This window comes from Rhizobium sp. K33 (assembly GCF_056501445.1).
Window position 1 is genome coordinate 2,303,891 of record NZ_CP096478.1, and the last position, 19,661, is coordinate 2,323,551.

At 61.7% G+C, this 19,661-nt stretch carries 19 protein-coding genes; 8 read left to right on the forward strand and 11 right to left on the reverse strand.

All coding sequences use genetic code 11. The annotated features are described in order from the left end of the window. The first annotated feature begins 149 nt into the window (after window positions 1–149). The gene (locus tag M1E12_RS11375; RefSeq protein ID WP_479561846.1) at window positions 150–1,076 is read left to right on the forward strand and encodes a metallophosphoesterase family protein; all 927 of its coding nucleotides are present in this window, start codon (window positions 150–152) and stop codon (window positions 1,074–1,076) included. On the opposite strand, the gene M1E12_RS11380 is transcribed toward M1E12_RS11375, so the two are convergent. The 7 genes from M1E12_RS11380 to M1E12_RS11410 all read right to left on the reverse strand — a co-directional run bounded on the left by M1E12_RS11380 (window position 1,064) and on the right by M1E12_RS11410 (window position 7,126). Further along, a complete protein-coding gene (locus M1E12_RS11380) occupies window positions 1,064–1,840 on the reverse strand; it encodes an alpha/beta fold hydrolase (protein WP_479561847.1) in 777 nt (258 codons plus the stop codon). The genes M1E12_RS11375 and M1E12_RS11380 overlap by 13 nt on opposite strands. A 4-nt stretch (window positions 1,841–1,844) precedes the next feature. Next, entirely contained in the window at window positions 1,845–3,560 is a 1,716-nt protein-coding gene (gene leuA / locus M1E12_RS11385) for a 2-isopropylmalate synthase (RefSeq protein ID WP_479561848.1), read from the reverse strand. Window positions 3,561–3,887: 327 nt separating this feature from the next. Further along, window positions 3,888–4,136, reverse strand: a complete 249-nt coding sequence (gene brnA / locus M1E12_RS11390) for a type II toxin-antitoxin system BrnA family antitoxin (protein ID WP_479561849.1) — start codon at window positions 4,134–4,136, stop codon at window positions 3,888–3,890. Further along, window positions 4,114–4,386, reverse strand: a complete 273-nt coding sequence (locus M1E12_RS11395) for a BrnT family toxin (protein ID WP_479561850.1) — start codon at window positions 4,384–4,386, stop codon at window positions 4,114–4,116. Before M1E12_RS11395 ends, brnA begins: the two co-directional genes overlap by 23 nt. A gap of 66 nt (window positions 4,387–4,452) precedes the next feature. Further along, the gene (locus tag M1E12_RS11400; protein ID WP_479561851.1) at window positions 4,453–4,662 is read right to left on the reverse strand and encodes a hypothetical protein; all 210 of its coding nucleotides are present in this window, start codon (window positions 4,660–4,662) and stop codon (window positions 4,453–4,455) included. Further along, entirely contained in the window at window positions 4,659–5,840 is a 1,182-nt protein-coding gene (locus M1E12_RS11405; RefSeq protein ID WP_479561852.1) for a benzoate/H(+) symporter BenE family transporter, read from the reverse strand. Before M1E12_RS11405 ends, M1E12_RS11400 begins: the two co-directional genes overlap by 4 nt. A gap of 95 nt (window positions 5,841–5,935) precedes the next feature. Beyond that, window positions 5,936–7,126: a GGDEF domain-containing protein gene (locus M1E12_RS11410; RefSeq protein ID WP_479561853.1), complete on the reverse strand. Its 1,191-nt coding sequence runs from the start codon at window positions 7,124–7,126 to the stop codon at window positions 5,936–5,938. Between the two features lie 298 nt (window positions 7,127–7,424). On the opposite strand from M1E12_RS11410, the gene M1E12_RS11415 reads away from it, so the two are divergent. From M1E12_RS11415 to M1E12_RS11425, 3 genes are all read left to right on the forward strand, one after another. Further along, the gene (locus M1E12_RS11415; RefSeq protein WP_479561854.1) at window positions 7,425–8,522 is read left to right on the forward strand and encodes a carboxynorspermidine decarboxylase; all 1,098 of its coding nucleotides are present in this window, start codon (window positions 7,425–7,427) and stop codon (window positions 8,520–8,522) included. A 50-nt stretch (window positions 8,523–8,572) separates the two neighbouring features. Then, window positions 8,573–9,811, forward strand: coding sequence for a saccharopine dehydrogenase family protein (locus M1E12_RS11420; RefSeq protein WP_479561855.1), 1,239 nt, complete (start codon window positions 8,573–8,575; stop codon window positions 9,809–9,811). 262 nt (window positions 9,812–10,073) lie between these two features. Continuing rightward, a complete protein-coding gene (locus tag M1E12_RS11425) occupies window positions 10,074–10,679 on the forward strand; it encodes a cysteine hydrolase family protein (RefSeq protein WP_479561856.1) in 606 nt (201 codons plus the stop codon). Between the two features lie 95 nt (window positions 10,680–10,774). On the opposite strand, the gene M1E12_RS11430 is transcribed toward M1E12_RS11425, so the two are convergent. After that, complete coding sequence (locus tag M1E12_RS11430) at window positions 10,775–13,876, reverse strand: autotransporter outer membrane beta-barrel domain-containing protein (RefSeq protein ID WP_479561857.1); 3,102 nt, start codon at window positions 13,874–13,876, stop codon at window positions 10,775–10,777. Window positions 13,877–14,086: 210 nt separating this feature from the next. Here M1E12_RS11430 and M1E12_RS11435 point away from each other — a divergent pair, with 210 nt between their 5' ends. Together M1E12_RS11435 and M1E12_RS11440 are read left to right on the forward strand one after the other, a co-directional pair. Beyond that, a complete protein-coding gene (locus tag M1E12_RS11435) occupies window positions 14,087–14,590 on the forward strand; it encodes a hypothetical protein (protein WP_479561858.1) in 504 nt (167 codons plus the stop codon). A gap of 83 nt (window positions 14,591–14,673) precedes the next feature. Next, window positions 14,674–15,006, forward strand: a complete 333-nt coding sequence (locus M1E12_RS11440; protein WP_479561859.1) for a hypothetical protein — start codon at window positions 14,674–14,676, stop codon at window positions 15,004–15,006. Between the two features lie 77 nt (window positions 15,007–15,083). Here the strand turns inward: M1E12_RS11440 and M1E12_RS11445 are convergent, their stop codons facing one another. Beyond that, window positions 15,084–15,668 carry an ATP-dependent Clp protease proteolytic subunit gene (locus M1E12_RS11445; protein ID WP_113458061.1) on the reverse strand — a complete coding sequence of 195 codons (585 nt, stop codon included), beginning with the start codon at window positions 15,666–15,668 and terminating at the stop codon, window positions 15,084–15,086. Between the two features lie 184 nt (window positions 15,669–15,852). Here M1E12_RS11445 and M1E12_RS11450 point away from each other — a divergent pair, with 184 nt between their 5' ends. After that, window positions 15,853–17,196, forward strand: coding sequence for an HD-GYP domain-containing protein (locus tag M1E12_RS11450; protein WP_479561860.1), 1,344 nt, complete (start codon window positions 15,853–15,855; stop codon window positions 17,194–17,196). An 11-nt stretch (window positions 17,197–17,207) separates the two neighbouring features. On the opposite strand, the gene M1E12_RS11455 is transcribed toward M1E12_RS11450, so the two are convergent. Both M1E12_RS11455 and M1E12_RS11460 read right to left on the reverse strand, forming a co-directional pair. Beyond that, window positions 17,208–17,708: an avidin/streptavidin family protein gene (locus tag M1E12_RS11455; protein ID WP_479561861.1), complete on the reverse strand. Its 501-nt coding sequence runs from the start codon at window positions 17,706–17,708 to the stop codon at window positions 17,208–17,210. Window positions 17,709–17,788: 80 nt separating this feature from the next. Beyond that, a complete protein-coding gene (locus M1E12_RS11460; protein ID WP_113458064.1) occupies window positions 17,789–18,220 on the reverse strand; it encodes an Lrp/AsnC family transcriptional regulator in 432 nt (143 codons plus the stop codon). A gap of 148 nt (window positions 18,221–18,368) precedes the next feature. On the opposite strand from M1E12_RS11460, the gene M1E12_RS11465 reads away from it, so the two are divergent. Then, window positions 18,369–19,472 carry a saccharopine dehydrogenase family protein gene (locus M1E12_RS11465; protein WP_479561862.1) on the forward strand — a complete coding sequence of 368 codons (1,104 nt, stop codon included), beginning with the start codon at window positions 18,369–18,371 and terminating at the stop codon, window positions 19,470–19,472. Window positions 19,473–19,661 lie beyond the last annotated feature (189 nt).

Below are 19,661 nucleotides of genomic sequence, written 5' to 3' on the forward strand. Positions count from 1 at the left end.
GCCGCGGCTCAGCGCGAAATAGACATGCAGCACGCGAACAAGGAACCTCTTCGGCCATCCGAGCCTTTCGCTATCGGAGCCGGTTCCGGCACCACCTGCTGGCCTCATTTTCCTTGCCCCTCGGTGTCAGCGCCGTTAAGAGAAGCGCCATGTTCAAGCTCGCCCACATCTCCGACGTGCATCTCGGCCCGCTGCCGAACCTGACGATCAGGGAATTGGCGTCGAAGCGAATTACCGGCTATGTGAACTGGCATCGCAACCGCCGCAAGCATCTTTTCCCCAATGCACTGGAAATGGTTCTCGACGCCCTGCGCGCCGAAAACCCGGACCACCTCGCCATCACCGGCGACCTCGTCAACCTCGCCTCCAAGCTCGAGGTCAAGCTCGTCTCGGAGTGGCTGAAGGAAGCGGGCGCCCCGCTCGACACCTCCGTCGTCCCGGGCAATCACGACGCCTATGTGCCCGGCGCCCATGAACGCGTCGTCCAGGCTTGGTACGACTACATGCGCGGCGACGATGACCCTCTAATCTTCCAGGACGACCACAAGCTCTTCCCCTATATCCGACGCCGTGGTCCGATCGCCCTGATCGGCTGTTCCACCTCGATCGCCACCCCACCCTTTTCCGCGCAAGGCTATTTTAGCGGCCGCCAGGCGCGCGAGACGGCAGCCCTGCTCAAGGCCGCCGGCGAAGAGGGGCTGTTCCGCGTGGTGATGATCCACCATCCGCCAATCCGCGGTGCCGCCCCCCAGCACAAGCGCATGCTCGGTATTCGTCGCTTTGCCGCGGCCATCCGCAAGGGCGGCGCCGAACTTGTGCTGCATGGCCATACCCACTTGAACACGCTCTATTGGCTGGCGGACCGCGAGAAGAAGGTGCCCGTCGTGGGCATCGCCTCGGCAAGCCAGGGCCCCGGTGCCAAGAAACCGGCCGCCGGCTACAACCTTTTCTCAATCGACGGCGAAGCGGGAAACTGGCAGCTCGACTGGCAGCGCTACAAGATAGAAAGCGAAGACGCGCCCCTCAAGCTCGACCACAGCGAGCGACTGATGGGCGAAGCGGTTCAGTCCGCCTGAACGGCTGCCGCAATCGCTGATGCCACCGCCTCCGGCGCCTCCTCGATCAGCATATGCCCCACACCATCGATGAGCGTCACCTCGGCACTCGCCCAGACGTGGCCGGCTTGAGCGACCGGGAGGATCGGATCTTCCGTCCCCCACAAGAGCCGCGTTGGAATGCAAAGCGCCTCGAAGCGCGCAAGTGGCAAGGTCCCCTGCCCGATCCGGCCGCCTAGCTCCACGAGAAAGGAGTGCAAGATCTCCATCAGGCGCTCGGTCGCGCCGGGAAGCCGACGCGCATCCGCCAGCCGCTCGATACCCGAGGCATCCGACCGGACATCCGGCGCGAACATCGCGGCCAACCCGGCCGCCAGCGCATCATGCGCCACGGCCGAGCCATAGCGCCGCACCGCATCATGATTGATCTCGAAGCCGAAGCCACCCGGCGCCAGCAGCGTCAGTGATCGCACGCGATCCGCCGCCTTGAGCGCAACCAGACTGGCAACAGCCCCGCCCATCGAATGTCCGCAGAGATGGAACGAGGACAGGCCTCGCCGGTCGAGATCCTCGAGAATGGCCTTGGCCATCACGCCGGCATGCCCGACGCCCTCTGCATCGAGCGAGGCCCCATGCCCGGGAAGGTCGTAGACGACAAGCGGCAGATCCGGATCGAGCCGCGCGACAACCGGCGCCCAACCGGATCCGATCCCGCCAAATCCGTGCAGCAGCACAAGCGGGGCCTTCGCCGAGGACGCAAGTCGGACCTCGGCGAAGAGTGTCATGGCATCAGGCCTTCTTCTGCTCGTCCAGCACGCGGTTGGCGGCAGACACGATGGCCTCAAGCGAAGCCGTCACGATATTGGTGTTGATGCCAGCCCCGAACAGCTTGCCGCCGGCATGGGCCATCTCGACATAGGCGATCGCAGCCGCATTCGAGCCATGCTGCAGCGAATGCTCGGAGTAATCCTGCACGGTGAGCTCGGTCCCGAGATAGGTCGAGAGCGCGTTGACGAACCCGTCGATCGGCCCGGTGCCCTTGCCCTCGATCCGCTTCGTCTCGCCGTTATCGGTGATCTCGGCGGCCACGACACGGATCCCCTTCTGGTCGGAGCCGGCCGGATAGGTGTGGTGATCGACGAACTTGATGCGGGCGCCGGTCTGGTCGACATAGCGCTCGATGAAGCGTTCGTAGATCGCCTTCGAAGGAAGTTCCTTGCCACCCTCGTCGGTGATCCGTTGGATATCCTCGCGGAATTCGATCTGCAGGTTGCGTGGCAGGTTGATGCCGTAATCCTCCTGCAGGATATAGGCGATGCCACCCTTGCCCGACTGCGAATTGATCCGGATGATCGCCTCATAGGTGCGGCCCACATCCTGCGGGTCGATCGGCAGATAAGGCACCTCCCAGACAGGCGAATTCGCCTGGCGGATCGCCTTCATGCCCTTGTTGATCGCATCCTGGTGCGAGCCCGAGAAGGCGGTGTAGACCAGTTCGCCGACATAGGGGTGACGCTCCGGAATGTCCATCTCGTTGGAATATTCGTAGACGGCCTTGATCCGCTCGATGTCGGAGCAGTCGAGCTCCGGGTCCACGCCCTGCGTGTACATGTTGAGCGCCAGCGTGACGATGTCGACATTGCCGGTGCGCTCGCCATTGCCGAACAGCGTGCCCTCGACACGATCGGCACCGGCCATCAGGCCGAGCTCGGTTGCCGCGATCCCGGTGCCGCGGTCGTTATGCGGATGCAGCGAGATCAGCACATTCTCGCGGTTGTCGATGTTGCGGCACATCCATTCGATCTGGTCCGCATAGATGTTCGGCGTGGACATCTCCACGGTCGACGGCAGGTTCAGGATCAGCTTGTTCTCTGCCGTCGGCTTCACCTCGGCGATCACGGCATTGCAGATCTCCAGCGCGACTTCCAGCTCGGTGCCGGTAAAGCTTTCCGGCGAGTATTCGAAACGATAACCGCCGCCAGCCTTGGCCGCCATGTCCATGATCATCTTGGCGGCATCGACAGCGATCTGCTTGATGCCGGCGACGTCCTTGCCGAAGACCACGCGGCGCTGCAGCTCGGAGGTCGAATTGTAGAAGTGGATGATCGGCTTGGTCGCACCTTCCAGCGATTCGAAGGTGCGCGTGATGAGTTCAGGCCGGCACTGCACCAGCACCTGCAGCGAGACATCGGCCGGGACACCACCCTCCTCCACGCACCACCGGGCAAAGTCGAAGTCGGTCTGCGACGCCGACGGGAACCCGATCTCGATTTCCTTGAAGCCCATGTCGAGCAGGAGCTGGAACATGCGGGCCTTGCGGTCATGGCCCATCGGGTTGACCAGCGACTGGTTGCCGTCGCGCAAGTCCACCGAGCACCATATCGGCGCCTTGTCGATCACCTTGGACGGCCAAGTGCGGTCTGAAATGTCGATTTGCGGATAGGGGCGATACTTCTGCGAAGCGTCCGGCATGCCCTGCTTGACGGTATGGGTCTTCAAAATCATCGTCTTCGTCTCTTCTCGTCCTAGTCGGCGTGAGCAGCTGATAGCAAATCAGTCTGGCTTTGACACGTCCGAGCAGGCCCTTTTCAAGGGATGGGTTGCATTACAAAGGGGGATTTCGAGGAGCAATCGCCAAACGGCTGACCCGGCCGCCGGGCGCTCCTCAATGGACCCGGCAACCGCGGATAAGGCCGAGAAGAAGAAGCGAGTTTGGCACCGACGCGACGAAGCCGGCCGCAGAGCGGGCCGTCATGTCAGTCGCAGCAATGGTCGTGCCGTTGATCTTCATGGGAGGAGGAATACCGCGACGAATTGAATCGCGCAAGAGTGTTATTCAGCTGCTGATTTTGGTGACTGTTTCAGACGCTCACGGATCCACTGCGAAACCAGTTCGTGCCGCGATACATTCAAACGCGCAGCTTCGGCATCGAGGGCCGAAAGCTCCTCCTTCGGCAATTCGAGCTGAATGAGCTGGTGACCCCAGTTAACATGTCGCGCATTGGCCCAGTCGAAATATTCGCTGACGTCCTCTCCGTCATCGAACTTCTGATCAAGCTCAGCCGCTGTGATAGTCTTCATAGTGCCGTATCTCCGCCTTTCTGGCCCGACGAACAGAAATGATCCGGATTTTGTTAAGCCGGAGCGTGAAGTACCCAACCCAGAATTTGCCTGCAATCCGCCCGATGATACCATATCGAACCTCGTCCTGCGAGCGCGCGTCGACGGTCAGGCCGTTGCCTGGTCGCCACAACTCCTGCGCAGCGACGAAATCGATTCCGTGCTTCACCTTGTTCACCTCGCTCTTGGCAGGATCGAATTCGAACTCCATGGCAATACCTAGCGCAACCATAACGATCGCGCCAGATGGGACACACGCCGATCAGCGCCGCCCGAATTAAGCGATGAGAGCCGCCGCCGCGAAGCCAAGCGCAATCACGCCCCAGACCATTCCGCCATCGGTGACATTGCTGCCGTCGGGCGTCAGGCAGCTTGATTGCGAGGCCGCGATACAGTCGCGCCAGATCCAGTAGCGCGTGTAGAAAACGTAGCCGAAGAAACCGGCTGCAAGTGCAAAGACGATCGCCCGGATGCGAAGCCTCTTCATCCCCTGGTTCTCGCAAGTTTCACCAGACCCAGCATTGCCACCCCGGCAATCAGCCCCCAGAACGCCCCGGAGATCCCGAGGATCGAAATCCCGGACGCCGTCACCAGGAATGTCACGGCCGCCGCTTCGCGCGTCTCCGGCGCCTGAAATGCCGCGACAGAGGATCCGGAAAAAGCGCCGATCAATGCCAGCCCTGCGACGGACTGAATGAGGATCGGCGGCGCGAGCGACACGAACCCGGTTACCGCACCAGCCGCCAGCCCCAGGAGCACATAGCCGATCCCGGCAATGATCGCCGCCCAGTAGCGCCTGGCAGGATCGGGATGCGCATCCTCGCCCGCGCACATCGCCGCCGTGATCGCCGCGAGATTGACCGCATGCCCGCCAAAGGGCGCAGAGAGTGCCGAGAACAGGCCGGTCACGGCAAACATCGGTCCCGGATTGGGCTCGTATTTGTTGACCTTGAGGATCGCAATGCCGGGAATGTTCTGCGACGCCATGGTGACGATGAAGAGCGGCAGCGCGATCGAAACGAGTGCCGGCAGGGTGAAGTGCGGCATCACGAACTCCACCGGCGGCGCAAGCGATGCCGCCCAGCTCGCCATGGCACCTTCCGGCAGGTCGACGCCGAAGACCAGCACCACCACGAAGGCGATGAGGGCCGCGGGCACCGCATAAAGCCGCTTGAAGGCTGCCACCACGGCCCAGACGACGAGGATTGGCAGGCCGAGTGCCGCATCGAAGGCCACCGCCTTGAACGGCGCAAAGCAGAGATTGAGGATCACGCCCGCCAGCATGGCATTGGCGATCGGTGCAGGGATTGCGGCCACCGCCCGTCCGAACGGCCGGATCAGTCCGGCGAGCACAATGAACGCCGCACAGACAAGAAAGGCGCCGACGGCCGCCGGAAAGCCGCCAAGCGGAATGCCCGCGGTCGCCATCAATGCCGCTCCCGGCGTCGACCAGGCGACCGAGACAGGCAGCTTCGTCCACACGCTCAAGACGATGCCGCAGATGCCCATGGCGACCGATAGCGCCATCAGCCCCGATGCCGCCTCGTAATCCGTGGCACCGACGCCCTTCAGCCCCTGCAGCACGACGGCAAAGGAACTGGCGAAACCGACAAAGGCGACGAGCACGCCCATGAAGGCGGCCTGGGGGGAAAAGTCTTTCAGCATGATGGACTCGCCAGAGAAAGAGGAATGACGCAAGGCCAATCAAATTCTGCCGGTGCTGGCAAGCCGCAGGCCGGGCCCAAAGGTTCCGCCCGGGCTCAAGCGAAGCTCTCGGTCAGCATAATCCGGTCGAACGCGGCAGCGCCTTCAACGGCCGCGGCATCGAGACGCGCCTCGACCACCCGGTTGCGCCCGCTACGCTTGGCGGCATAAAGCGCCTCGTCGGCCCGCGCGATCAACTGCGTCACGGACATCGGCAGCGGCGCTGTCGCGACACCCGCACTCAGTGTCACCGGGATCGTCGTGCCCTCATGTGCGATGCTGAGGCTCGCAATCCTTGTTCGCAAATGCTCGGCGGCTTGGAGGGCGGACACGTCCGACGTATCCGGCAGATAAAGACCGAACTCCTCGCCCCCCATGCGGGCCAGGATCGCCTCTTCGCCGAGCAGGTCCGTCATCGCCTGCGCCACCGCGGTCAGCACCGCATCTCCGGCCAGATGCCCGTATTGGTCGTTCACCTGTTTGAAGTGATCGATGTCGATGATGACATAGGCGCTGCCGGAGGCCGCCTGGCGCGGCAGGCGATCCATCATCCAGTGGCGATTGCGGATACCCGTCAGGCTGTCGGTTTCGGTGAGCGCGATGAGCCGCTGCTCGGCCCGCTCCTGGACCAGGATCAACACGAACATGGCAATCGCGAACTGACAGAGGATGAGGACGAGAAACGCACCCGCAGGCGTCACCTGAAACACGTCGGGCCTGAGCAGGGCACCGAATGTCGCCATGGCGGTCAGCGCCTTGAACCCGAAGGCGGCGGCAAGCCCGTAGCGGCTCGTCAGCGTCTGGCATTTCGGATCCGCAAGCACCAGCGCCCCACACGCAGCCGAGAACCCACCCATGCAGGTGAGAAACACCGCCCCGCGATACTCGCGCACCAGCGGAAACTCGGTCAAAAACGCCGCAATCGTGATAAGCGCCGGCACGGCCAGCAGCCACCAGACCCGGCCTGCCCGATCTTCCGTCACCACGTTGGTAAGCCCCGCCAGCATCAGCACATAGGCGATCGGCGTGACGATCGACGTCGTATAGGTCCAGGTCGCATAGGCGAGCACCCCCTGCTCCGATGCCCCGGCAAGCACGGAGGCTGCCGCCAGCACCAGAGATCCGATCGCCATCTTGCCGAGCCCGCGGCTGCGGCGGGAGCGAAAGCGGAGATAGAGGAAGCACAAGGCACCGACTGTCAGCGACAATGGGTGCAGGATGAGAATGGTGGCGAGGTCGAGATGCATGAGGCGTCCAGGCGGTACCGATACAACCAGGCTTAGCAACGCAAAGATTGCCGATTGCTGAACGCAGCCAGCCGCCCCGTGCATGGCTGCATCCCCCTCAACGCAGAGCGGCAACACGAAGCGCCACCGTCCGCCCGTCATCGGCATTTCACTCTTGTCCGGCAAACAGGATGTGGACGTGGAATCCCCGACCTTCCGCTTGCCTTTTGACCCCCTTTTGCCTATGGGACCCCCCGACGCATTCGGGGCGTCCCGTTCACTTCCGCCTGATATGGCTGGGTTCACGAAGGATAGAGCCTTGATCCAGACTCCCTATTACCTGATCGACAAGTCCAAGCTACTCCACAACATGGAGAAGATCGCGACATTGCGCGAGCTCTCCGGCGCCAAGGCGCTTCTGGCGCTGAAATGCTTTGCCACCTGGTCGGTCTTCGACTTCATGCGCGACTACATGGACGGCACGACCTCGTCGTCGCTCAATGAAGTCCGCCTCGGCCATGAGCGTTTCGGCAAGGAAACCCATGCCTATTCCGTGGCCTATGCCGACTACGAGATCGACGAAGTCGTCAGCCATGCCGACAAGATCATCTTCAACTCGATCGGCCAGCTGACCCGCTTCGAGAAACAGTCCTCCGGCATCATCCGCGGCCTGCGGCTGAACCCCGGCATCTCCTCCTCGAGCTTCGATCTTGCCGACCCCGCCCGCCCCTTCTCGCGGCTGGGCGAATGGGACCTGAAAAAGGTCGAGCCGGTCATGGACATGATTTCCGGCTTCATGATCCACAACAACTGCGAAAACGGCGATTTCGACCTCTTCGACCGCATGCTGGGCGACATCGAGCAGAAGTTCGGTCCCCTCTTGAAGAAGGCCGACTGGGTCTCGCTTGGCGGCGGCATTCATTTCACCGGCGAGAACTATCCGCTCGAAAAATTCGCAGAGCGCCTCAAGCGCTTTTCCGGCGAATTCGGCGTCCAGGTCTATCTGGAACCCGGCGAAGCCTCGATCACCAAGTCGACCACGCTCGAAGTCACCGTGCTCGACAAGCTTTACAACGGCAAGGATCTTGTCGTGGTGGATTCATCCATCGAAGCGCATCTCCTCGATCTCCTGATCTACCGGGAAAGCGCAAAGGTCCACCCCAACCAGGGACCGCACCGGTACCAGGTCTGCGGCAAGTCCTGCCTCGCGGGCGATATCTTCGGCGAGTTCAATTTCGAACAGGAATTGAACATCGGCGATCGCATCTCGCTGCAGGACACCGCCGGCTACACGATGGTCAAGAAAAACTGGTTTAACGGCGTGCAAATGCCGGCAATCGCCATCCGCGAACTGGATGGCAGCCTCAGGACGGTCCGTGAGTTCGACTACACGGACTACGAAACAAGCCTGTCCTGAACTCCCTCAGGAACAGGTTCTGACGATTGGACATAGGAGTTGGTCCCATTATGAAGAAGAACGTGCTCATCATCGGCGCCGGCGGCGTCGCCCAGGTGGTCGCCCACAAGTGCGCGCAGAACAACGACGTGCTCGGCGACATCCATATCGCCTCGCGCACCAAGGCGAAGTGCGACGCCATCATCGCTTCCGTGCATGAGAAGAAGGCGATGAAGCAGGAAGGCGTTCTCGAAGCCCATGCACTCGACGCTCTCGACATCGAAGCCACCAATGCCCTGATCCAGAAGCTGGGCACTCAGATCGTCATCAATGTCGGCACCGCCTTCCTCAACATGTCGGTGCTGCGCGCCTGCATGGACACCGGCGTCGCCTATATCGACACCGCGATCCATGAAGAGCCGAACAAGATCTGCGAAACCCCGCCGTGGTACGGAAACTACGAGTGGAAGCGGGCCGCCGAATGCGAGGAAAAGGGCATCACCGCCATCCTCGGCGCCGGCTTCGATCCGGGCGTCGTCAATGCCTATGCGCGTCTCGCCAAGGACGAATATCTCGACAAGGTGACCGACGTCGACATTGTCGACATCAATGCCGGCAGCCACGGCAAGTATTTCGCCACGAACTTCGACCCGGAAATCAACTTCCGCGAATTCACCGGCGTCGTCTATTCCTGGCAGGGCGGCGAATGGAAGGTCAACAAGATGTTCGAGATCGGCAAGGACTACGACCTGCCGGTCGTCGGCACCCGCCGCGCCTATCTCTGCGGCCATGACGAAGTGCATTCGCTGGCCAAGAACATGGACGGCGCCGATGTGCGCTTCTGGATGGGCTTTGGCGATCACTACATCAACGTCTTCACCGTCCTGAAGTCGATCGGCCTCCTCTCCGAACAGCCGGTCAAGCTGGCCGACGGTTCCGAAGTCGTGCCGCTCAAGGTCGTCAAGGCCTGCCTGCCCGACCCGGCCTCGCTTGCCCCCAACTACGAAGGCAAGACCTGCATCGGCGACTACGTAAAGGGCTTCAAGGACGGCAAGGAAAAGACCGTCTTCCTCTACAACGTCGCCGACCACAAGGAAGCCTATAACGAAGTGGGCAGCCAGGGCATCTCCTACACCGCCGGCGTCCCCCCGGTCGCAGCCGCGATGCTGGTCGCGACGGGCGAATGGGACGTCAAGAAGATGGCCAACGTCGAAGAACTGCCGCCCAAGCCGTTTATCAATCTGCTGAACAAGATCGGTTTGCCGACTCGCATTCAGGACGAGGATGGCGATCGGGCTGTCGAGTTCTAAGAGCGCGGGCAAGCGCTTGAGGAGTAAGGGAATACGGACCCCGCCGGAGAAATTCGGCGGGGTTTTTCGTTGACCCAAAAGCCTCAACGGGCGTCATCCTCGGGCGAAGTCCCGAGGATCTACTGCCGCCAGCGGCAGACGGCACGGTCGAGAGTGCGGACGCCGCGGCAGATGCTCGGCACAAGGCCGAGCATGACGACTGCACCCTTGGCACCCCACTCCGTCACATGTCTGTCGTGCCAAGCCCATAACGATCAGCGACATGAAACCGTGCCTCCTGATCATCGACCTCCAGAACGACTTCCTCGCGTCGCTGGATACCAGCGTCGTCACCTCCCTGGTCGCGAACACGAACCACCTCGTCCGCACCTTTCGCGCAGAGACTCTGCCCATTGTCTGGATACGGCAGGAATTCCGCGCCGACCTGAGCGACGCCTTTCTGGAAATGCGGGACAAGCACATTGCCGGCGTGATCGAGGGAACATTGGGCGCACAACTTCATCCAGACCTCGAAGCCTCTGAAAACGACGTGACCATCATCAAGAAGCGCTACAGCGCCTTCTTCGGCACCACGCTCGATCAGTACCTGCAGGAGCAGAAGGTCGATCATCTCGTCCTCTGCGGTATCAACACCCACGCCTGCATTCGAACCGCCGCCATCGACGCCTATCAACGAGACTACCGCGTTCTGCTGCCGAGGGAATGCATCGGTTCTTATGATGACGAACACGCGCGCGTGACCCTGCTTTATCTGGATCGGAAGATCGGGCGCGTTGTGGTTGTCGAGGATGTGGTGGAGATGGTTCGGGACAATGAGTGCCCAACCCGATTTCAGGAAGTGGACCTTGATCGGGCCATGGAGCTCTGAGAGCGCGGTTTAGCGTGTGAGGATTGAGGGAGACCAGGACCCCGCCGGACAGATCTGGCGGGGTCTTCTATTGGGTTACACAGACTGTTTATGCCTCAGAAGGCGACCCGCAGACCCGCCTTCACCGAATGCAGGCTGTCGCCCTCACCGAGCCTTGCGTCGTAGCTGAGGCTGAAATCCGCACCGGCGGCGATCTCGGTGGATATGCCGAACTTCAGCACGCCGGCATTTTGCGCGGCCCCCTTGCCCTCCACCCGGAAGTTATCGCTCCCGTCGAACGCAAGTACGGCCGCCGAACGATCCCCATAGAGAAGATGCTGCATGCCAAGTTGGCCATGCAGGCGGACCTTTCGCTCGCCAAGCATCAACTCGTGCCGCAGACGAAGCCCGACCATGCCGTAGGCGCTGAACTGGTCCTCGGCCGCGCCGGAAAGAGCGGCTGCGCCACCCGTCTCGGAAAACTCAGACTGTCGGCCATAAACCAGCGCCCCTCCCAGATAGGGCTCGAGCACGGTCTCGCCTATCTCTACCGCATAACTCGCTTCGGCAAACCCCTGCACGGTCGAGCCGCGATAGTCCGCTGTCAATCTTTCGTCGAGACTGGAAAAGTCGACATCACGCTCACTGTCGATGGCATGCCATGAATAGAGACCGCCGAAGCGCAGCGCTGTCGGGCCATAATCCAAAAGCCCATAAGTGCCGAGGCTGACGCTGTCGACAGACGCCTCGGATTGCCGGTCGGGGAGTGTCATGCCGAGATGGTCGTAGCCGGCCATGATACCGAGCACCAAGCCCTCGCCGTAAAGAATATCACCGCCAAACAGGACACCACCGCCCGACATACGGCCCTCGCTCGACACGGCGTCGGCCTCGAAATGGCTGTGTAGACCCTGTGCAATGCTCCAGTAGCGACCGCGTTCAGGTGCCGCGAGCTCGGAGAGGATCCCACTACGCATCACACCGGCTTGATCCGTCAGCCCCTGGCCAATCGAGGCATGGATCTCGCCCGAAAGGTCCCGCAACGCATCAGCACGCTCATCGTCCGTTACCCCGAGCAGCGCATCCGTCACCGGCCCGCTCGGCAAGCTGTCGATCGCCTCACCCACGGCCCCCTCATTGTCATTGCCCGGGTCGGTAGCGAAGGAGAGCCTGGTCAGCGTCAGGTAGATATTATTGGCATCGTAGGAGAGTGAGGAATCGAGAAAGGCGAAGCTGTCGGCAACCGACCCAAAGGTTCCGCTTACACCACCCGCGGCTGTCGCAATCGTGTAGGTGAGCGGCGAGGCATAATCGATGCCGGTATCGGTGCCGTTTTCCGGTCCGACACTCACCGTGGCATCGCTCGATACGGTGAGCACACCGCCCACATCGATCAAGTCTGCATTGCCAAGCCCATCGACCTCGACATCATAGACGGAGCCGGCGGCAAAATCCGCATCGCCGGCCACGGTGAGCGTGCCAATGGAATTGCCAGGCGCGATGGTCGCGCCCGTCAGCGCATCGAAGGCACCAACCGTTCCGGAGCCACCGAGCGCCGCCCCGTCATCGACCGTCACCAATCCGGAGAGGTTTCCGTTAACGGAGAGGAGCCCCTCCTCCACCTCGGTCCCGCCGGAGAATGTGCCTGTTCCAGTCCAGTTCAGACGGCCGGCCCCCGTTTTCACCAGCGCCCCGCTACCCGACATGGTCGAGGCATAGGTGCCGGAGGATGTCTCATCAAGGGTCACCAGCGCATCGTTGACGACATTGCCCTGAAGCCCGAGCCCATTGGTCAGCAAACCTCCGCCAAACACTTCAAATGTGCCGGAAAGCGTGTTGCTACCGGAAAGCGTCAGGATGCCTGTGCCGAGTTTGGTAAAGGTTCCGCTGCCGGAGAGTGCACCACCATAGGTGTCGTCGGCCGCCCCCAGATCGAAGACAACTGACGCATTGTTCTCGATGTCCCCCGCCGCATCCAATGTCGCGATGACGAGGGAACCCTCATCAACCCGGACATCCGCGTCGAGGCTTGAGGTTTGCCCAAGCGTGAGCGTTCCGGCCCCGGTCTTGACAAGCCGGCTTCTATTGGAACCCTCGATAAAACCATCAAATTGGCTGCTTGCACCGCCGACCCCGACGATCAGGTCTACGGCAGCACGTATGTGCCCATCACCGGTGATCGCGCCGAGGCTCCAGTCGCCAAACGTGGCCAAGACGCCGTTGATCTCCACTGGGATGCCGTCGCCCGTCATGGGAATATTGCCCCCAAAAGTCAGGCTTGCGCCATCCTCCACAATGACACTGCGTGCCGAAATGAAGTTACCGAGCCACCGGGATGTGCCTGTAAAGATTACGTCTTGTGCACTCTCTAAGGTGCCGTCGAACGAGCCTCCATTGATCGTCAGGTCTCCAATTCCTCGTACCACTCCGAGTCCCGAAAGATTGTTGAGCGTCAGATCGAAGAGCCCGAATTGCAGCTGGCTACCGTCTCCGACAGAAACGGAGGAGAGATTCCCGACCGCCTCCGCAATCGTGTTGACCACACCGGACTGGTTCAGTGTGAGGATCGACCCGTCCGCGACGGCCAGCCGATTGACATTGACCAGTGTCCCTTCGAGCGATCCGCCACCGGCAGTTAGGGTGTCGACATTCCTGATTTCGCCGAAGAAATTGGGCTCGATCACGTATAGATCGTCTCCGGATGCATCCAAGCGCCCCGATCCCTTGAGCCGATATACGTCACTTGGGCCATCCAGGACCAGAGTGGCACCCTCGTCCACGGTCGTCCCGCCTGCCATCGCGACCACGAAGCGGGCATTGTCGAACACAACGGCCGTTCCACCTGCAACACGAAAACTATTCGCTCCCGAGAGCCCACCACCCCCCACACGAGTAATTTCGACGGTACCAGTATCCACGACCGAACCGAGGGTAAGCTCGTGACCGGCAGCGAAAATCGATATCTGAAAAGTCAGGGTCGACGAATCCGTGGCGGAAATCGTACTCGACGCGTTCGCAACCAGGTTGATGGGCGAAGTCAAGGTGGCGGATGTTCCGACCGTACCGTAGCGGAGACGACTGCTGAGATCGATGACCGCGCCGCCGTATTCGTCTGCCGTATAGATAGTCGTAGGCGTCGTGATGTCGACGGCCCGAACTGCATGGCACGGCAAGAATGTCGCGCAGGCGAACGCAGCCAGAGACAACTTGGAAGCCATGATCTGAAATTTCCGATTGTAGTTTGCGGGCGAACTCGAAGATACAGCTGCAACCGAGATAGAGCATGTCCAAAAGCTGCAGACATATGACTCGGCCAGCGGCGAGTGTGACGCTGCGCACTTGGGATGCGCATCGCCATCACCCCCATATCCACCCCGCTCCCACCATGCTACGAGGCCGCACCACACACACGTCGAGACACCCAATTGATGCCCCCTGCCCTCCACACCGACCTCACCGCCACGCTGCGCCCCCTCCTCACCGAACTCCACCGATCCCCGGATCTCTTCCAGACCTGGGACGCCCATCTGGAGCTTGTCGCGGCCGGCGGGCTCGTGGTGGTGAAGTCGAAGCGGGCGAAGGGGCTGGTCGACAGCCTGTTCTGGGGCCGCGCGCCGGGATCCTCTGACAACAAGCAGCTGCCCGAGGCGACTGCCTTTGCCGCCATCGACCGTTTCCTCGGCCTCGGCGCCCATCTCGCGCTGTCGGATGCCCTGCCCGAAGGCGCCGTGCTGGACGAAGCCTTTCCCCATTGTGCGGTGAAGCTTGCTTTTCGCAAAAAGGGCGCGCCGAAGGCGCAATCGCTGTCGATGATCTTCATCGGCTTCAACGACGAGGCGGATGCGATGGCCTATGCCGAGCGCGCAGAGGGCAAGTTGCCACTGGTCATGACCCGGCCTCTGATGGCTGACCGGCTGCACGAGTGGCGCTGAAACCATTCTCATCTGCCTGAGACGACGGAACTTTCGGGCTTCCTGCGACTTCTTCCGCCACGACAGTCAAGGAGACCCCGATCATGTCCGCCAAATTGTTGCGTGCAGCCCTCGTCACCACGCTTGCCTTTGTCAGCGTTCCGCTGGCCGCCCCCTTCGCCGCGCCAGCCTCCGCCCAGGATGTCGAGCTGCGCATCGGCCCCGATGGCGTTCGCCCGATCATCCGCGATCGCGATCGCGACCGTCGTGATCGCGGCTGCAGCCCGCGTGCAGCCCAGCGCGCCGCCCAGGAAGAAGGTCTGCGCCGCGCCGAAGTCGTTCGCGTCACCGACCGCAGCGTGACCGTGCGCGGCTTCACCCGCCGCGGTCCCGAACAGCTGCGTTTCGCCAATCGCCGCGGTTGCCCGCTCATCTGATCGGCAAAGACCGCAAGCCACGAAAAAAGCCGCCGGATCGCTCCGGCGGCTTTTCTGTATCGTCATGCAAGCGGCAATCAGCCGATATCGGCATGGCTCTCGATGATCCGGCCGACGAGGCCGTAGGACACGGCGTCTTCGGCAGACAGCCAGTAGTCGCGGTCGATATCCTTGGCGATCTTCTCTTCCGACTGGCCAGTGGCCTTGGCGTAGATCTTGATCAGGCGCTGGTTCATCTTGATGATTTCGCGCGCCTGGATCTCGATGTCGGAGGCCATGCCGCGGGTGCCGCCAGACGGCTGGTGCATCAGGAAGCGGGTGTTCGGCAGCGCCAGGCGACGCTCCTTCGGCACGGACACGAAGATCAGCGAACCCGCAGACGCGGCCCAGCCGGTCGCGATGATCCACACCTTCGGCTTGATGAAACGGATCATGTCATGGATCGCGTCACCGGCTTCGACGTGGCCGCCCGGCGAGCAGACGAACACGCGGATGTCTTCGTCCGATGCGGCAGCGAGCGCGACGAGCTGCGTGCAGACCTTCTGCGCCAGCTCCATGGTGATCCCGCCATAGATGAAGATCGAACGCGACTTGAAGAGGTTCGCTTCCGTTTCCTTGCCGATCGGCAGTTCCTTGCTCTTGTCGTCTTCGTCTTCGTTCATCACAGGGGACAGTCCTCGTTGGTTTGGCTTATCCGCACATAGTGCGTCTCATGGCTTAAGACAATGCGGGAAAAAGACAAGCACGGAAGCGATGAACAGGAGGTTGACGTGAGCGCAATGGCAAGCTCCGTCCAACACGGCTTCTTAAGACAAAGCTTCTAAGCTCCCGTCCGAAGGAGCGTCCATGACCCAGACCATCAGGCTTGCCGAACTGATCGAAGCGCTCAGCCACGCGCTGGACATGACGGAGGGTCAGCCGCCCGGCCATTGCGTCCGCTGCTGCTTCATCGGCACCCGCATCGGCCAGGCGCTTGGCCTTGGCGAAGAGGAATTGCGCGATCTCTATTACACACTGCTCCTCAAGGATCTCGGCTGCTCGTCGAATGCCGCGCGCATCTGCGAGCTCTATCTCGCCGACGACTTGAAGTTCAAACACGACTTCAAGCTGGTCGACGGCTCCTTCCCGCAGATCCTCAAATTCGTGCTCTCCCATACCGGCATGCACGCGGGCCTTGCCGAACGCTTCCGCGGCATCCTCAATGTCTTCAAGAATGGCGGAGAGTTCACCACGAGCCTCATCCAGACCCGCTGCCAGCGCGGCGCCGAGATCGCCCGCCAGATGCGCTTTTCCGAGGAGGTCGCCCGCGGCATTCTCGATCTCGACGAACATGTCGATGGCGGCGGCCAGCCGCAGGGACTGAAGGGAACGGAGATCCATCTTTTCGCCCGCATCGCCCTGATGGCCCAGGTCATTGATGTCTTCTTCGTCCATCAGGGCTCGCAGGCAGCCCTGGCGGAGGTGAGAAAGCGGGCCGGCAGCTGGTTTGATCCCACGCTCGTCCAGGTCTTCGAACAACTCGCCACCCCCGTCTTCTTCGCCGAACTCGGCGCGGACAATCTGGAAGCCTATGTGCTGGCGCTCGAACCCGGCCGCCAGGCAGTCATGGCCGACGAGGATTATCTCGACGACATCGCGGCAGGCTTTGCCCGCGTCATCGATGCCAAGAGCCCCTACACGTCAGGCCACAGCGACCGCGTCGCCCTCTTCACCGACATGATCGCCGAAGAGCTCGGCATGCCCTTGGCCGAGCGCCGCCGCCTGAAGCGTGCCGCCCTGTTGCACGATATCGGCAAGCTCGGCGTCTCCAACAGCGTGCTCGACAAGCCCGGCCGCCTTGAAGGCGAGGAATGGGAGCAGATGAAGCGCCATTCGGAGTTTTCCGAGACAATCCTCTCGCGTATCGCCGCCTTTTCCGACCTCGCCCTGATCGGCGGCGCCCATCACGAAAAGCTCGACGGCTCCGGCTATCCGCGCGGCCTGAAAGGTGACGAGATCTCCTTCGAGACCCGAATCGTTGCAACCGCCGATGTCTTCGATGCCCTGACCGCCGACCGCCCCTACCGCGCTGCCATGCCGGTCGCCAAGGCGCTCTCGATCCTGTGGGAAGGTGCCGGCCGCCATCACGACGAGATCTGCATTGCAGCCTTGGAGCGGGCGCTCGACAAGGCGGAACTCGCCGCAGCCTGAGTGCAATTCGCTTAGGGAATTACCGATATGCCTGGCGCCACTCTTTCAGGCAGCAGTTCATTGCCCATCTGCAGGGTAAAGATGTCGGTGCCCTTTTCCGGCTCCTCGCTGCTCAGCCCGATTGCGACGATGGTGGAGAACTGCTCCCAGGCCGCATGGATTTCAAGGCGCCCCTCGTTGGAGGGCCGGATCTCGCCGCGCCACTCCGTATGCCTCGGACAGTCGGCCACCCCGTTTCGCCACGTGACTTGGAAGGCGATCATGCCATCGACAATGCGCCCGTCGAGCGCATAGGGAATGCCGCGGCACCCCTTGCCCGGAGCATTGTTGACGAAATAGCCCTGCAACAGCCCATCCTGCCCGCGGTCCAGAACCAGCACGGATCCGTTGCGGTTGATCCAGGTCGAAGTCCCCGGCGCAATCTCGAGCGCTACGCCTTTCTCGACGGCAGGCGTCGCAAGCAGGCCCGTCGGCCAGAGTACCGATGCAAGCAGAAATGCAACCACTCTCATCCCAACCCCCAGAACGATTTGGCACACAATAACAACATATGGTTGATTAAGGGTTTACAGATACACGGGCGCCTGCGTGTTCACCGCGCGATGCGCGTAGAGAGGATGATGGAGGACAAGGTTCTCTCCACGCCCGATAATTCGCCGATCCGGTCGATCAGCCGATCGAGCTCGGAAATGGACGGCGCAGCGACGATGGCAATCAGATCATAGGGCCCGTTGACCGAATAAAGGGCTGATACCTCGCGGATCGCGTTCAACTCGCCCGTGACCGCCGACAGCGCCTTCGGTGCGATCGTGATCATCACATGCGCCCGGATCAGCCCGCTCTGATAGGCGTCCGACAGCCGCACCTGATAGCCGGCAATCACGCCCTGCGCTTCCAGCCGTTCGAGCCTGGCCTGGACCGTGGTGCGGGAGAGATCGAGCTTGCGGGCAAGCTCTGCCACAGGCAATCGCGCGTTCTCCGAGAGAAGTGCGAGCAGTTCCCTGTCCTTGTCCGTCAGCTGCATATCGCGCATCCTGTTCGTCGATTTGCCAACAACGATACCGCAAACCGCACAGATCGTCACTTGGAATCGGCACGCATCGCCGCCACACTGGTTCAATCACAGACAACGAACCGGTCAGCCGGGCGACATGCATAAGAGGGGCAATGCCATGAAAAACGTCACCATCATCGGAGCCGGAAAGATTGGCGGCGCCATCGCCCGCATGCTGGCCGAAACCGGCGACTACCATGTTACCGTGGCCGACCGCAGCGCCGAGCAACTGGCAAAGCTCGACAGCCACCCGGCCGTGAAGACCCTTGAACTCGACATCACGGATGCGGCAGCACTCGACGCGGCGCTTTCCGGCCAGTTCGCCGTCCTCTCGGCAGCCCCCTTCCACCTCACAGGCGCCATCGCCGAAAGTGCGGCCCGCACCGCGACCCATTATCTCGACCTGACGGAAGATGTCGCCACCACCCGCAAGGTCGAAGAACTTGCCCGCGGCGCCCGTTCCGCCTTCATCCCGCAATGCGGCCTCGCCCCAGGCTTCATCTCGATCGTTGCCAACGACCTGACCAAGCATTTCGACACGCTGGACACGGTGCGCATGCGCGTCGGCGCCCTGCCGCAATATCCGTCGAATGCGCTGAACTACAATCTGACCTGGTCGACCGACGGCCTGATCAACGAATATATCGAGCCCTGCGAAGCCATCGTCGAAGGCAAGCTCACGGTCGTACCGGCCATGGAAGAGCGCGAGGAATTCTCCCTCGACGGCGTCACCTACGAGGCCTTCAACACCTCGGGCGGCCTCGGCACGCTGGCAAAGACCTTGGAAGGCCGCGTGCGCACGATGAACTACCGCACCATCCGCTATCCCGGCCATCAGGCGATCATCAAGGCGCTACTCAACGACTTCAACCTGAAGAACCGCCGCGATGTGCTGAAGGATCTCTTCGAAAACGCCCTGCCCGCCACCATGCAGGATGTCGTCGTGATCTTCGTCACCGTCTGCGGCTGGAAGGACGGGCGCTATCTGCAGGAAACCTATGCCAACAAGGTCTATGCCGGCGTGGTTGCTGCCAAGAAGATGAGCGCCATCCAGATCACCACGGCCGCCGGCATCTGCACCGTGCTCGACCTGCTCGCCGATGGCACGCTGCCGCAGGCCGGTTTCGTGCGCCAGGAAGAAATTGGTCTCGACGCCTTCCTTGCCAATCGCTTCGGTCGGGTTTACGACCCTGAAGTCATGAAGGTCGCGAAGGCCGGCTGAGAGTTCTCCGGGGGGAGGAAGGACCAGAAGGTCCGGAGGGGCGGTTCGCCACTGGCAGAACCGCCCCAACCCCGCCGAGAAGCGTTGATCTGCAGCGCCAGATCGTTGCAAATGCAATTATCACGATACACCGTTTCTTTAGCCTCCTAAGTTAGAGTATCCTGATCTGAGCCTCCCGCATGTCTGCCG